General features: G+C 66.0%; 16 protein-coding genes, 1 tRNA gene and 1 riboswitch. Of the genes, 10 read left to right on the forward strand and 7 right to left on the reverse strand.

Annotated features, from left to right (window positions below):
* Positions 1-8: 8 nt before the first annotated feature.
* Complete coding sequence (locus GA0061099_RS08795; protein WP_036020425.1) at positions 9-998, forward strand: SGNH/GDSL hydrolase family protein; 990 nt, start codon at positions 9-11, stop codon at positions 996-998.
* A gap of 117 nt (positions 999-1115) precedes the next feature.
* Here GA0061099_RS08795 and GA0061099_RS08800 read toward each other — a convergent pair whose 3' ends face one another.
* Positions 1116-2303 (reverse strand): O-succinylhomoserine sulfhydrylase, encoded by a 1188-nt coding sequence (locus tag GA0061099_RS08800; RefSeq protein ID WP_036020428.1) that lies wholly within the window; start codon positions 2301-2303, stop codon positions 1116-1118.
* Positions 2304-2379: 76 nt separating this feature from the next.
* Positions 2380-2459, reverse strand: a riboswitch (SAM riboswitch).
* Between the two features lie 80 nt (positions 2460-2539).
* Here GA0061099_RS08800 and GA0061099_RS08805 point away from each other — a divergent pair.
* The 4 genes from GA0061099_RS08805 (at position 2540) to GA0061099_RS08820 (ending at position 7162) form a co-directional block, all read left to right on the forward strand.
* The gene (locus tag GA0061099_RS08805; protein WP_085971949.1) at positions 2540-3676 is read left to right on the forward strand and encodes a 2'-deoxycytidine 5'-triphosphate deaminase; all 1137 of its coding nucleotides are present in this window, start codon (positions 2540-2542) and stop codon (positions 3674-3676) included.
* Between the two features lie 105 nt (positions 3677-3781).
* A complete protein-coding gene (locus GA0061099_RS08810) occupies positions 3782-4195 on the forward strand; it encodes a PAS domain-containing protein (protein ID WP_035996379.1) in 414 nt (137 codons plus the stop codon).
* A 105-nt stretch (positions 4196-4300) separates the two neighbouring features.
* Positions 4301-5353, forward strand: a complete 1053-nt coding sequence (locus GA0061099_RS08815) for a hypothetical protein (protein ID WP_036020446.1) — start codon at positions 4301-4303, stop codon at positions 5351-5353.
* 366 nt (positions 5354-5719) lie between these two features.
* Positions 5720-7162, forward strand: coding sequence for an MATE family efflux transporter (locus tag GA0061099_RS08820; RefSeq protein WP_036020448.1), 1443 nt, complete (start codon positions 5720-5722; stop codon positions 7160-7162).
* On the opposite strand, the gene GA0061099_RS08825 is transcribed toward GA0061099_RS08820, so the two are convergent.
* From GA0061099_RS08825 to GA0061099_RS08845, 5 genes are all read right to left on the reverse strand, one after another.
* Complete coding sequence (locus tag GA0061099_RS08825; protein WP_036020431.1) at positions 7159-7635, reverse strand: hypothetical protein; 477 nt, start codon at positions 7633-7635, stop codon at positions 7159-7161. The two genes, GA0061099_RS08820 and GA0061099_RS08825, sit on opposite strands and share 4 nt — an antisense overlap.
* A gap of 114 nt (positions 7636-7749) precedes the next feature.
* Positions 7750-8151, reverse strand: a complete 402-nt coding sequence (locus GA0061099_RS08830; RefSeq protein WP_036020433.1) for an SRPBCC family protein — start codon at positions 8149-8151, stop codon at positions 7750-7752.
* 150 nt (positions 8152-8301) lie between these two features.
* Entirely contained in the window at positions 8302-8661 is a 360-nt protein-coding gene (locus GA0061099_RS08835; protein WP_035996395.1) for a VOC family protein, read from the reverse strand.
* 58 nt (positions 8662-8719) lie between these two features.
* Positions 8720-9559 carry a helix-turn-helix domain-containing protein gene (locus GA0061099_RS08840; protein ID WP_036020435.1) on the reverse strand — a complete coding sequence of 280 codons (840 nt, stop codon included), beginning with the start codon at positions 9557-9559 and terminating at the stop codon, positions 8720-8722.
* 9 nt (positions 9560-9568) lie between these two features.
* Positions 9569-10147, reverse strand: coding sequence for a methylated-DNA--[protein]-cysteine S-methyltransferase (locus tag GA0061099_RS08845; protein ID WP_036020437.1), 579 nt, complete (start codon positions 10145-10147; stop codon positions 9569-9571).
* A 172-nt stretch (positions 10148-10319) separates the two neighbouring features.
* Here GA0061099_RS08845 and GA0061099_RS08850 point away from each other — a divergent pair.
* From GA0061099_RS08850 to GA0061099_RS08865, 4 genes are all read left to right on the forward strand, one after another.
* Positions 10320-10393 (forward strand) — tRNA-Gly (locus GA0061099_RS08850).
* A gap of 83 nt (positions 10394-10476) precedes the next feature.
* Complete coding sequence (locus tag GA0061099_RS08855; protein WP_035996388.1) at positions 10477-10809, forward strand: hypothetical protein; 333 nt, start codon at positions 10477-10479, stop codon at positions 10807-10809.
* 135 nt (positions 10810-10944) lie between these two features.
* Positions 10945-11526 carry a helix-turn-helix domain-containing protein gene (locus GA0061099_RS08860; RefSeq protein WP_074447667.1) on the forward strand — a complete coding sequence of 194 codons (582 nt, stop codon included), beginning with the start codon at positions 10945-10947 and terminating at the stop codon, positions 11524-11526.
* A 24-nt stretch (positions 11527-11550) separates the two neighbouring features.
* On the forward strand, positions 11551-12024 hold the full coding sequence (locus tag GA0061099_RS08865) for a GNAT family N-acetyltransferase (RefSeq protein WP_036020460.1): 474 nt from the start codon (positions 11551-11553) through the stop codon (positions 12022-12024).
* Positions 12025-12026: 2 nt separating this feature from the next.
* Here the strand turns inward: GA0061099_RS08865 and GA0061099_RS08870 are convergent, their stop codons facing one another.
* Positions 12027-12554 carry a DUF1003 domain-containing protein gene (locus GA0061099_RS08870; protein WP_036020463.1) on the reverse strand — a complete coding sequence of 176 codons (528 nt, stop codon included), beginning with the start codon at positions 12552-12554 and terminating at the stop codon, positions 12027-12029.
* Positions 12555-12664: 110 nt separating this feature from the next.
* Between GA0061099_RS08870 and GA0061099_RS08875 the strand changes: the two genes are divergently transcribed.
* Positions 12665-13738, forward strand: a complete 1074-nt coding sequence (locus GA0061099_RS08875; protein ID WP_074447646.1) for a LacI family DNA-binding transcriptional regulator — start codon at positions 12665-12667, stop codon at positions 13736-13738.
* Positions 13739-13801: the final 63 nt, after the last annotated feature.

Raw genomic sequence — 13801 nt, forward strand, 5'->3', positions numbered from 1 at the left:
TAGCGTTAATGAGTTCTCTCCGCCCTTTTTGCCTGACGTCATGGCTGGCCGTGCCTGCAACAGCAGTGCTGTTGTTGCTGACGCCCGCCTCGCATGCGCAGACGCCGGCTGCACAGCCGGCGACCCCCGCACCCGCCCAGTCGCCTGATCCCGCGCCCGCTACGCCGTCCCAGACCACCGTCGCCGCGAGGTCGCCCGAGCAGCGCGGCGTCACCTCGCGCGCCATCGACAAGGTGAAGGAGGTCGCAAAGTCCGCCGCCGACATCTTCAGCCGCGTGCCCTGCCTGCCGCCGAAGGGCGGCTCCAAGGCGATGGGCTCGCTGCCGCATGTTGCGAGCAAGCTGGTCGCCGGCCAGCCCGTCGTCATCGTCGCTTTCGGCTCCTCGTCGACCCAGGGGTTCGGCGCGAGCTCGCCGGAGTTCAATTACCCCAATCGTCTCGCCGCGCAGCTGCGCCGGCACTATCCGACCGCCGACATCAGCGTCATCAATGCCGGCGTCGGCGGCGAGGACGCCCCCGAGATGATGAAGCGTCTGCAGACGCAGGTGATCGACAGGCATCCGGATCTCGTGATCTGGCAGGTCGGCACCAACGCCGTGCTGCGCAATCTCGATCCTGCCGATACGGCCAAGCTGGTCGAGGACGGCATCAGCCGCATTCAGGCCGCCGGCGGCACCGACATCGTGCTGGTCGATCCGCAATATTCGCCGGCCGTCAACCAGCGCAAGGAGAGCGCCGGCAAGATGATCAAGCTGCTCGGCAACGTCGCCGAGCTCCGCAAGGTCGGCATTTTCCCCCGCTTCGAGGTGATGCGCGACTGGCACGAGAACCAGTCGATCCCGGTCGAGAGCTTCGTCATCGCCGACGGCCTGCACATGAACGATTGGGGCTATGCCTGCTTCGCCCAGCTGCTCGGCGACGACATCATCCGCTCCGTCGGCCAGATCAAGCTCGGTGTGAGCGTGCCCGCCGATGTGAGAACGTACCGGCCGATGTAGAGGTCATCGACGTAGGGTGGGTTAGGCGAAGCCGTAACCCACCGCTGTCTATCTCCGCGAATGCAGAAGAGGTGGATTACGCCTTCGGCTAATCCACCCTACGAGACCTCGCTTCCCTCACGCCTTTTCCAGCGCCGCGGTGAGATCCTCGATCAGGTCATCCGCGTGCTCCAGCCCCGCCGAGAAGCGGATGAAGCCCTCGCTGATGCCGAGCGCGGCGCGGTCCTCCGGCTTGAGGCGCTGATGCGTCGTCGTCGCCGGATGCGTGACGAGGCTCTTGGCGTCGCCGAGATTGTTGGAGATCTTGGCAAGCTTCAATTCGTTGAGCACACGGAAGGCCGCCGCCTTGCCGCCCTTCACCTCGAAGCCGACCAGCGTCGAGCCGCCGCGCATCTGCTTCTTCACCAGCGCCGCCTGCGGATGATCGGCCCGGCCGGGATAGACCAGTCGCGAGATCTTGGGATGGCTCGCCAGCACCTCGGCGATGCGCGCGGCATTGTCGGTCTGCGCGCGCACGCGCACGCCCAGCGTCTCCAGGCCCTTGAGCAGGACCCAGGCATTGAACGGCGAAATCGACGGGCCGGTCTGGCGCATGAAATTGTGGATGTGCTCGGCGATGAAGGCTTCGGAGGACAGGATGATGCCGCCGAGACAGCGGCCCTGGCCGTCGATGTGCTTGGTCGCGGAGTAGACGACGACGTCGGCGCCGAGCGCGAGCGGGCTCTGCCAGATCGGGGTTGCAAACACGTTGTCGACGACGAGCCGCGCGCCGCCCTTGTGCGCGATCTCGGCGATCGAAGGGATGTCGAGCACGTCCAGCGTCGGGTTGGTCGGGCTCTCCAGGAAGAACGTCTTGGTGTTGGGCCTCAGCGCCCGCTGCCACTGGTCGAGATCGAGCCCATCGACCAGCGTGGCCTCGATGCCGTAGCGCGGCAACAGGTCCTGGATGACGTAGAGGCAGGAGCCGAACAGCGCACGGGAGGCGACCACGTGATCGCCGGCCTTGAGCGGCGCCAGGATCGCGGTCGTCACCGCCGCCATGCCGGTTGCCGCCGAGCGCGCGGCCTCGGCGCCTTCGAGCTCGATCATGCGGCGCTCGAACATTGCAATCGTCGGGTTGGAATAGCGCGAATAGATGAAGCCGGGATCTTCGCCCTTGAAGCGCGCCTCGCACTCCTCCGCGCTGGCGTAGACATAGCCTTGCGTCAGGAACAGCGCCTCCGAGGTCTCGCCATATTGCGAGCGCAGGGTGCCGGAATGGACCAGGCGGGTTTCGGGGCGATAGGCAGCAGACGACTTCGACATAGGACCCTCTCCGACATGACCGTCGAGGCGAAAACGGTCACAAAAAAACCGGCCTGGATATCTCCACGGGCCGGGATCACAGAGGTCCCCGGCCTGTTTAGCGACTTATTTAACGTGGCTGCAAGCCGGCCGGCTCAAATCACCACGGGATAAGTGATGCTCATATTCCGCAATGCCCTTTCCGTCAAGGCGTCCATCGGATAGCCGTAAAAGACTTGTATTTCCGGCATGTCCGGATGCATTCGGCCCCTGATGAGGACCCCCGGTTGACGTTCACGGTCGCCGCCGACGCCAATGGTATCCTGCCCGACCGCATGATCGCGGCGATGGCGGAAGAAGGTCTCATCCTGCCCACCTACGACTTCGTCGAGAGCCAGATCCAGCCGGCGAGCCTCGATCTGCGCCTCGGCGACATCGCCTATCGGGTCCGCGCCAGCTTCCTCCCCGGGCCCGGTGCCACCGTGGCAGAGCGCATCGACGAGCTGAAGCTGCACGAGTTCAGCCTCGCCGACGGCGCGGTGCTCGAGACCAACTGCGTCTACATCGTGCCGCTGCTCGAGAGCCTCGCGCTGCCGCCGGAGATCGTCGCTGCCGCCAATCCGAAGAGCTCGACCGGCCGGCTCGACGTCTTCACCCGCGTCATCGCCGACGGCACCCGCCGCTTCGACATGATCGGCGCCGGCTATCACGGCCCGCTCTACGCCGAGATCAGCCCGAAGACGTTTCCTGTGCTGGTGCGCGAGGGCTCGCGTCTCAGCCAGGTGCGCTTCCGCACCGGCGATGCCATCCTCAATGCCGACGAGCTCGATGCGCTGCACGCCAGCGAGCGTCTCGTCGACATCGACCATGCCGATCTCTCGGGCGGCGTTGCCGTCTCGGTCGATCTCTCCGGCGAGAAGGCGAGCGGCTTCGTCGGGTATCGCGCCAAGCGCCACACCGGCGTCGTCGATGTCGACCGCCGCGCGGGCTACGCGGTGGAGGATTTCTGGGAGCCGATCTCGGCGCGTCCCGACGGCAGCCTGATCCTCGACCCCGGCGAGTTCTACATCCTCGCCTCCAAGGAAGCGGTGCAGGTGCCTCCCGACTACGCCGCGGAGATGGTGCCGTTCGATCCATTGGTCGGCGAATTCCGCGTGCACTATGCCGGCTTTTTCGATCCCGGTTTCGGCTATGCCGGCGCTGGCGGGCTGGGATCGCGCGCCGTGCTGGAGGTGCGCTCGCGCGAGGTGCCGTTCATCCTCGAGCACGGTCAGATCGTCGGCCGCCTCGTCTACGAGAAGATGCTGGCCCGCCCCGACGCGGTGTACGGCCAGCGCATCGGTTCCAACTACCAGGCGCAAGGCCTCAAGCTCTCGAAGCATTTTCGGGTGTAGCCCGATCCTGTAGCCCGGATGGAGCGCAAGCGTAATCCGGGAAGGTCTCACTTGTGGCGCGATCCCGGATTACGCTTTGCTCCATCCGGGCTACAAGGTGGTGACATGATTGAGCCATCCCAACTCGACGCACAGATCATCAACGACGTCGCGGACGCGCTGATCTATTCCGATCGCTCCGGCACGATCACACGCTGGAATCGCGCATCGACCGCGCTGTTCGGCTTCACGGCCGACGAAGCGCTCGGCCAGAACCTCGATCTGATCATTCCCGAACATCTTCGCGCCGCGCACTGGAAAGGCTTCGACGCCGCGCTCGCGAGCGGCACCATGAAGCTTGCGGGCAAGCCGACGCTGACCCGCGCGCTGCACAAGAGCGGGCGCAAGCTCTACATCGAGATGACCTTCGCATTGGTGCGAGACAACGATGGCGCGGTGCAGGGATCGGTGGCGATGGCTCGCGACGTCACGGAGCGCGTTGAGCGCGAACGGGCGGCCAAGGCGGCGCAAAATTCGTGATGCGGAATTGACGGAAAGCCGCGCAGGGAGGCCTGCACGCGCGTCATGTTGCCTGTCACCGGCGGCGGTGACACACTCGATCAAAACCATGATCAGGGAGCGAACATGACTATCGCACCAGACCTCGCGCAGCACGCGCAATGGAAGCGCTGGCGCGCCGTCGCCGATCTCTATCACGCTTACTTCACCGGGCTGATCCTCACCGTCGTCACGCGCCGCGGCACGGCGGATGCCGCAGAATTCGTCTTCCGCGTGTTTCGTCGCCAGCAGCAGGAGCGTTTCCTGCCGGGGCTCAGCAAGCTCGGGATCGACCATCTGCCGCCGGCGGTCGCGGCTGCGCAATACCACTATCTCTCCAACTGGATCGGCGGCGTGCATGTCGAATACATGTACGAGAGCGACACCAAGGCTTGGATCCGCTATCCGCCGCCGCGCTGGATCTGGAAGGGCACCGCGATCTGTGGTGTGCCGGGCGAAGTCTCCCGCGCCATGCTGCGCGGCTGGCACGCCAACAACGGAGTTGCGCTCGGCGATCTCAGGCTCGGCTTCGTCTGCACCAAGCAGAGCGTCGACGGCCAGGACGGGCTCGAAGGCTATTACCATCTTTACGACCATCCGCTCGAGCTCGACGAGCGCCTGGTGTTCGCGCGGCACCTGGAGGCGCCTTTGTTCGATGCGACGACGGCGCCCGCATTGCCGGTCGCGAGCTGGCCAAGACCGCGGCTGGAAAAGGCCTATCGCAATTACGCGATGGAATATGTCCGCACTGCCGCGCCCGTGATGGTGCAGCTGTTCGGTCCGGAGGATGCCGGCTATCTGCTGCACCTCACCGGCAAGCTGATCGGCATGCAATATTTCGACGAGGTCGCCGCGGCGCTGGCGACGACCCGCGGCGGCGCGCGAGAATTCGCATCGTTCCTGAACGCGCTGCTCGCCGCGCAGGATGATGCGGCCGAGATTACGCAATCGGAAGGCACGTTCGAGATCCGGCAGCAGAGCTGGAAGCTGATGGACGACATCGCCGATTATCATCGCGCCTGCGCGAAGGTGCTGGAGGGATTGTTTGAGGGTCTCGCCGCAGGCTGCGGACGGCATATCGGCGTGCAGATGCGCACCGCGGTAGGCGGGCGCCCGCCGCTGGTGTGGACCATCGGTTAGGCGACGGCCGCAACGGACTTCACCTCGCCCCGCTTGCAGGGAGAGGTCGGATTGCATCGAAGATGCAATCCGGGGTGAGGGGGAGTCTCCGCGAGTCCAGCTCTCGCCGTCTTCGCGGATAGAGCCCCTCACCCCGACGCTCTCGGCGCGAGCAAGGCTCGTCGCGGCCCCGTAAGAACGGGGAGAGGGAGAAGAACGAATTCCACCGCTTGAAATGCGCTGCCGCAGGGCACGCCTGCATCGGGCGCAGGCAGAATCGGAGCACGCCGTGCTAACACGCCTCAGCCGCGCCATTCGCGCGAACGACGCCATTGGCACACCAAGTGATTGCTGCGCTGCAAACGGCGCCTGCGCCCGGGAGAGGACATGTCCGACATCGCCGAAATCCCGGTCGATGAGCAAGAGCGCCCGCTGCCGCCGCCTCCGGCGCCGATCAGAAGCGCTCTGACGGATGGGCCGATCCTGCGGACGCTGCTCTCGCTCGCTTGGCCGAACGCGATCGGTCTGTCGGCCGGCATTTGCGTGGTGATCGCCGAGACCTCCTATGTCGGCCGGCTCGGCGTCGAGGCGCTGGCGGCGATGGCGCTGGTGTTTCCGACGATCATTCTGACCATGACGATGTCCGGCGGCGCCATGGGCGGCGCGGTGGCCTCGGCCATCGCGCGTGCGCTCGGCGCCGGCAATCGCGAGCGCGCCGGCACATTGGCCGTGCACGCGATGCTTATCGGCATCAGCTTCGGATTCGTCTTCATGCTGGGCGTGTTGATCTTCGGGCCGAGGCTGCTCGAGATGCTCGGCGGCCGCGGCGATGTGTTGACGCATGCGATCGCCTACACGCAGGTGTTCTTCGGCGGCGCCGTGCTGCCCTGGCTGCTCAACACCATGGCGGGCATCCTGCGCGGCACCGGCAACATGAAGCTGCCGTCGTTCCTGATCCTCAACTCCGCGGCCTGGCAGATCGTGCTCGGCGGCACGCTCGGTCTCGGGCTCGGGCCAGTGCCGCAGTTCGGCATGCGCGGCGTCGCCGCCGGCGCGCTGATCGCCTACACTATGAACATCGGCATCATGAGCTGGTACCTGTTCTCCGGCCGCGCGCGGATCACGCTGAAGCTGCGCGGCCTGCGCATCCAATGGGCGATGTTCTTCGACATCCTCAAGGTCGGCGCCATCGCCTGCTTCTCGCCGCTGCAATCGGTGCTGACGATCTCGATCTTCACGCACATGCTGGCGCAGTTCGGCACTGCGATCCTCGCCGGCTACGGCGTCGGCGCGCGGCTCGAATTCCTGCTGACCTCGATCGCATTCTCGTTCGGCATCGCCTGCGTGCCGATGGTCGGGATGGCGATCGGCGCCGGCCGCATCGCGCGGGCCCGGCGCATCGCCTGGACCGCCAGCGTTGCTGCTTTCGTGGCGGTCGGCGTGCCGGCGTGCCTCGTTGCGATCTTCCCCGATCTCTGGGTCAACATGTTCACCGACAGTGTGGCGGTGCGCGCGGCGAGCCATCAATATCTTTCGACGGTCGGGCCGTTCTACGCCTTCTTCGGCCTGGCAACGACGATGTATTTCTCCTCGCAAGGCGCGGCCAAGGTGATCGGGCCCGTGCTGGCGCAGACCGCGCGGCTGATCTACATCGCCGGAATCGGCTGGTGGCTGTCGAGGCACGGCGCCAGCGCGCAGAGCTTCTTCTGGCTCGCCGCGAGCTCGATGGTCGTGCTCGGCCTCTTGTCGTGCTCCAGCGTCGTGCTGACACGCTGGGGACCGCGCGAGACGAAGCCTGCGATCAAGCCGGCGCTTTCGGCTGCGGACTAGCGACGCTTGTGGCGGCGATGGCCGCCGCCGGTATTGGCGAGACGCATCAATTGCGGGATCATCGCCATCATGTCGCTGCCGCCGCTGCCGCCGAGCATGCCCATGATGTCGCCGCCGCCCATGCTGCCGATCCCGACCGGCATGGTGCCGCCGCCCATCGGCGTGTAGCCGCCGTAGCTCGGTGCACCCAATCCGCCGCCGAAATTGCCGCCGCCCATCAAGCCGCCGAGCCCGCCGCCGCCGTTCTCCATCATGCGGCTCATCATCGGCCCCATGGTCTGCATCAGCATGGCGAAGCGGCGCTTGCCCATCTTCGCCTTCATCATCTCCAGCATCGGCGCCATCTGGGTCATCATGTCCTCGCCGCCGGCTCCTCCGCCGCCGAGGAATTGCGCCTTTGCCGGCACGCTCGAGATTGAAAACAGCAGCAGCACCGCGGCCGCCTGGCAGATCACCTTGTCCGCACCTCTCATGGCATGCTCCTCGCGTGCGTGGCGCCGCCGGGAGAGCGGAGCCGACCGGACGCACGAGGGGCATGGTTAGGGCGGTCGAGGACGGGCTTCTGTGAGACAACTCACAGTGAATGATCAGGCCGAAGCGGGCGGAAACGCCTTGTGCATGGCGGCCACCGCCTCCTTGGTTTGCCCCTGAACGTAAGGCGCGAGCTCGTTCGGCAGCATGTCGATGATCCAGACGAGACGGCAGCTCGCCTCGCCCTCGGCAATGACCTGCACCGAGGCGCTGTAATGCCTCAGCCGCTCGTTGCTGATGGCATAGACGAGGCGCCGCCGCGTATCGTCGCAATCGACCAGTACCTCGCGCGCGACCGAGCCGTTGGCAAAGGTGACGATGCGCGCATCGCCGTCGAGCGTGCACGCGGTGACGAAGCCCGGCACCAGCCGCCGATGCAGCGCGCCGAAATCGCGCACCGCGTCCCAGACGTCGCGCGCGGAGGCGGGGAGGGAGATGTCGTTGTGGATGGAGGCCATGATCTCTCCTGGAATGCGTAGGGTGGGCAAAGGCGCGCTCTTCGCGCGCCGTGCCCACCATTCATCGGGCGTTGTCGCGAGCAATTGGTGGGCACGCTACGCTTTGCCCACCCTACGCGATCTCGCAATGACGGAGCGAGTGGCTAGCGCTCACACACAAACCGCCTCGACATTGTTGCCATCAGGGTCGATCAGGAACGCGGCGTAGTAGGTCGGGCTGTAATCCCTGCGTGGGCCGGCGCCGCCATTGTCGCGACCGCCGCTCTTCAGCCCTTCGCTATGGAACGCCTTGACTGCGTCGTGATCCTTGGCGCGAAACGCGATATGCGCACCATCTGCCTTGCGGCCCTTGTTCAGGTGCAGCCACAGCGCCGGCTCGCCCTTCGGCCCGAAACCGGCATAACCGTCGCCGCTCGAGCACAGGACAAAACCGAGCGGCGCCAGCACCGCGCTGTAGAAGCGCGTGGCGGCGTCGAGGTCGGCAACGCGCAATCCGATGTGGTCGTACATGTTCGTCTCCATTGCGAAGAAGCGTGCCGCGAAGGGCACGCGCCGGAGACGACCCTAGTCAGTTGAGGGCAAGCTGCTCTTGGAGAATCTTGCGCTCCCCCTTCGACGCCTGCCGGAACTTGGTCGGCGACACGCCGGCGGCGCGATGGAAGGTGCGGACGAAATTGGAGAGATCGCCGAAGCCGACGTCATAGGCGATATCGGTGACGGCGATGTCCTCGTCAGCGAGCAGCCGTGCCGCGTGGCGCAGCCGGGAGCGCACCAGATATTGATGCGGGGTGACACCGAGCACGGCCGAGAACAGCCGCAGGAAATGAAACGGGCTCAATCCCGCCTGCTTGGCTGCTTGCTCGAGGTCGAGCTCGGCATGCGAGTTATCGTCGATCCACAGCGCCGCCTCCACCGCGCGGCGGCGGTCGCGTGCGGTGGGAGTGGCCGGCTTGCGCGCTTTGCCCGAGACGGCGTCGACAAAACGGCCGGCCAGGATCTGGCCGATCTCGTCGAGGCCGAGATCGCTGTTGCCTTCTGCTGCCGTCTGGGCCAGCTCGCCCAGCACCATCAGCTCGGGCAGCGGCGGCGTTGCGCCGATCTGCCAGACCTCGCGCCGCCCGCCGAGGGCGTCGACCAAATCCTCGCTGAAGAAGAAGCCGAGGCAGACGTCGCCGGACACGTGCTCATGCGTGCAGGTGTATTCCTCGCCGGGGGCGCCGATCAGCATCGAGCCCGCCACCAGCTCGAAGAAGCCGGCGCGGCAATGGCAGCCGAAGCTGCCGGAGCGCACATAGGCGATGGAATGGCCGGTGCGGCATTCCGCAAACGGCCTGTCGTCCGGTCCCGCATCGCAGCGAAACTCGGAAGCCGTGATCGAGGGCGTCGTCAGCAACGTGGTGGCGTGCATCCCGCGTATTTAGGTAGGCGCGCGGGGCGGAGCAACCGGCAGCAGCACCTCGAACAGCGTCTTGCTGGCGATGGGATGGGCCCCTTCCAGCGCCAGCAGCCGCCGCTTGGAGATCACGCCGCCATAGGGCGAGAGCCGGTCAGTGTAATTGCCAGCCTCCAGCACCCGGTGGCTGGGCACGATCAGCATGAAGGGATTTTTCGCAATCGCCTGCGCCACGGAATAGGACGCGCCGGAGGCGCCCAGCGCCCGGGCGACCTCGTGATAGGTGCGTGTCTCTCCGCGCGGAATGCTGCAGGTGTACTCGTAGACGCGCCGGTCAAAGCCGGGCACCCCGCCGGCGTCCAGGCTGACCTCGGAAAAATCGGGATCGTGACCCTGCAGCAGGCCCGTGATGCCCTCGATCGCAAGCTCGGCGTTCTCGGACGGGCGCTGCTCCCGCGCCTCGGGATGGACCTGGAAAATCCGGCGGCGGGTGTCGATCTCCCGCGCCTCCGGCAATTGCACGGCGACCACGCCGGTGCCGCTCCAGATGATGCCGCAACGGCCGATGGCCGTATCGAATATCGCGTAAGCCCGCCCCACCATGCACACGCCCCACTCAGTGCACGTTTCTCCCCGGAGAAGCGATCATAACACCGCCACAATCCGGCGCACCTGGAATCTTATCAGGACGTTAACAACCGCCCCGCTGGTCGCGCCAAACCGCTTGGCGGCAGGCGCCGTCTCGGCTAATCAAGAGGGGCGCAAAGCGCACATCGCGGGCGTAGTTCAATGGTAGAACGGCAGCTTCCCAAGCTGCATACGAGGGTTCGATTCCCTTCGCCCGCTCCAAGCTCCTGAAAAGATAGCATCGGCCGTATCCTATCCAGCAGTCGGAGCTAGGCGAACTGCAACTGGCCTCAAGGTGTTGGTCCATGTGGGCATCCGTCAAAAAGATTCTGGCGAAATCCAATCTCCTGAATCAGGCCCTGGGCGACGTCGTGTTTGAAACGCCTGAAATCAAAGGCGGATATCCACGCTCTTTCCTTCAATGGCGAGTCAAGAAGAGCGTTGAGGGTGACCAATATTTCGTCGCTCTCAGAATGCGCCCCGACGCCTATGCAGGCCCGGAAGGGGAGCCGGTCAACTATATGAACTTCGACATCGAAGCCGCGCAGCGCCTACGGTCCGATCTCGACCTTTGTATTCGCGAGTATCACCGGCTGGTGGGCGATGCCTCCGCGCAGGGGCGAGCAAGGGGCGAATGACGCCGCGCTCGCGAACAGGATCAAGATTCTAATATATTGGTCTTGGAGACCCCGCATTGGCCACTCGTTGGCTTAAACTCCCTCATGCTTTGGCGGGGTGCGGTCCTCCTGTCGGGCCATATTCGGATGAAACCCATGGACCAGCAAAAACTCGATCGCGCCATCGGTCGGCGCCTGAAGACGCTGCGGACGCAGGCGGGCATGACGTTGAACGAGCTTGCAGGGCGCTCCGGCGTCAGCCGGGCCATGATCGGGCGGGTGGAGCGGGCGCAGAGCAGTGCGACGGCGGCGCTGCTGAACAAGCTCTGCGCGGCGCTCGACGTCACGCTCAGCGATGTCGTCGCGCTCGCCGAGAAGCCGCCGGAGCGCCTGGTGCGGCTGGCGGACCAGCCGCTCTGGCGCGACCCCGACAGCGGCTATCGCCGGCGGCACGCCTCGCCGCCGGATGCGGCCAGCGGCATCGAGATCATCGTGGTCGACCTTCCCGCCGGCGCGCGCGTCTCCTACAGCCCCTGGGGCCGCAACGCCTTCACCCAGCAGCTCCTGATGCTGGAGGGCGCCATCGCCGTGCATATCGACGCCAAGGCGGTGCGGCTGCGCGAGGGCGATTGTCTGGATTTCGACGTGATGCGCGCGGTGATCTTCGAGAACGAAACCAAGCAGGACGCGCGCTACGTCATCATCGTCAGGCGCGGCGCGTCCTACGGCAAGATGTGAGGGCAAAGCGTGGAGACGAGCACGATGCAGATCCGGACCGGCGACACCTATGATCCGCGCGTCGTCGCGCTGCTCGATCACCACGTTGCTGCTGCGCGGGCGCAGACGGCGCCGGGCAGTGCCCATGCGCTCGATCTCGCGGGCCTGCGTGCACCCGACGTCGCATTCTGGACCGGCTGGGACGGCGAGACGCTGGTCGCGACCGGCGCGCTGAAGACGCTTTCGACTGGCCACGGCGAGGTCAAGTCGATGCACACGCTGCAGACCGCGCGGCGGTGCGGCTATGGCGGCCAGATGCTGCGTCACATCATCACGGAGGCCCGTGGGCGCGGGATGACGCGGCTCAGCCTCGAGACCGGCTCGTGGGACTATTTCAAGCCGGCGCACGCACTCTATCTGGCGCACGGTTTCGTCGCATGCGGCCCGTTCGAAGGTTATGTCGAGGATCCCAACAGCCTGTACCTGACGCTGGACCTGTCGGCGCCGGCACACGAATAGGCTTAGGAGCGCGTCTCCTCGATCTTGTCGAGCACGCGCTCGGGGGCGATGTCCCGGGCCGCCTCCTGCAGGTCGCGCTCCGCGTCCGGCTTGACCTCGAGGCGCTCGGCGACCTGGGTGAGCAGGCGGGCAAGCTTGGTCAGTTCGTGCTCGGCGAGCAAGCTGATCTGGAGATCGAGATCGGCGCGCTTGTCGGCCGCCTCGGTCATGCGGTTCTGCGAGATCAGCACGAAGGTGGAGAGGAAGATCGCCTCCACCGAGGCGATCATCGCCAGCACGACGAAGCTCTCGTCCCAGGCCGGAATTCCCGGAATCCAATGCAGGTTGGCAATGATCCAGAACCCGAACAAGGCGAGGTGCAGGTAGACGAAGATCATGCTGCCGGTGAAGGCCGTGATCGCGTCCGCGACCTTGTCCTGCCCGCTTGCCGCCTGCTGCTCGCGGCGCCGCCGCGCCACCAGCGCCTGGATGTTGCGCTCGAGCGTCGGGCTCAGCCCCTCGCCGGAATCATGGGTGATGTCGTTACGCACGCCCCGGCAACGGCCCGCCGGGGAAGCCGTTCCTGGAAGGGGAAGCAAAAAGACCGATCCCCTCATCAAATGAGTTGCGTACCTCAAAACACCTCTGCTACCCTTCAGCCATGGCCGAGACCCTGAGCCCGACTGTGCTGACGTTGAAGGACATCGCCCGCGAGGCCGGTGTCAGCCTCGCCACGGTCGATCGCGTGCTGCACAACCGGCCGGGGGTCCGCCCGGATACGGTCCGGCGCGTCAAGGACGCCATTGCCCGCAATTCGTTCCAGCCGCATGTGGCGGCCGCCGAGCTCGCGCGCGGCCGGGCCCGCCGCTTCGCCTTCGTGATGCCGTCGGGCTCGAACCCGTTCATGCAACAGATCGAGGCCTATCTCGGCGAGATGGCGGGCTGGCTGTCGGCCCGCCGCCTCAATGTCGAGATGATCGCAACCGACGTGTTCGAGCCCGCCGCGCTCGCGGCCTCGCTCGAGGCGCTGTCCGGCGACTATGACGGCGTCGCCGTGGTGGCGCTGGACCATCCGAGCGTCCGCGCAGCCATCAATGACCTCGTCGATGCCGGCGCCAAGGTCGTGACGCTGGTCTCGGATGTGCCGTCCTCGCGCCGCCACCATTATGTCGGCATCGACAATATCGCCGCGGGCCGCACCGCCGGCGCGCTGGTCGGGCGCCTGGTCGGCCAGAGGTCCGGCAAGGTCGCGATCATCGCGGGCTCGCAGGGCCTGCGCGACCATGCCGAGCGCATCTTCGGCTTCAACCAGGTGATGGCGACGGAATTCCCCGATCTCAGCGTGCTGCCGGTGCTGGAAGGGCGCGATGAAGATGATCGTTCGGAGCAGCTGCTGGCGCGGCTGCTTGGCAAGCATGGCGACATCGTCGGCCTCTACAACGTCGGCGCCGGCACGCAGGGCGTCGCCAAAGCGCTGAACGACAAGGCCCAGAACGCGAAGGCATCCGGCGCGGCCGGGCGCGACAAGCAGGTGGTGTTCGTCGGGCACGACGTCACCGCGCTGACCCGCCGCTTGCTGCTGCAGGGCGTAATGGATGCCGCGATCTCGCAGAACCCCGGACATGAAGCGCGCGCGGCCGTCCGCGTGCTGCTCGCGCTCGCCCGCGGCGAGCCGATCTTGAGTGAACAGGAGAAGATCCGGATCGACATCGTGATGCGGGACAATCTGCCCTAGCGGCAGGTGAACTTGGAAACGGGACCGCCAGCGGGGAAAAGCGACGCAAGATCGCTCTCCCGC

Origin of the sequence: Bradyrhizobium yuanmingense (genome assembly GCF_900094575.1) — a bacterium.
GTDB classification, from domain to species: Bacteria; Pseudomonadota; Alphaproteobacteria; order Rhizobiales; family Xanthobacteraceae; genus Bradyrhizobium; species Bradyrhizobium yuanmingense.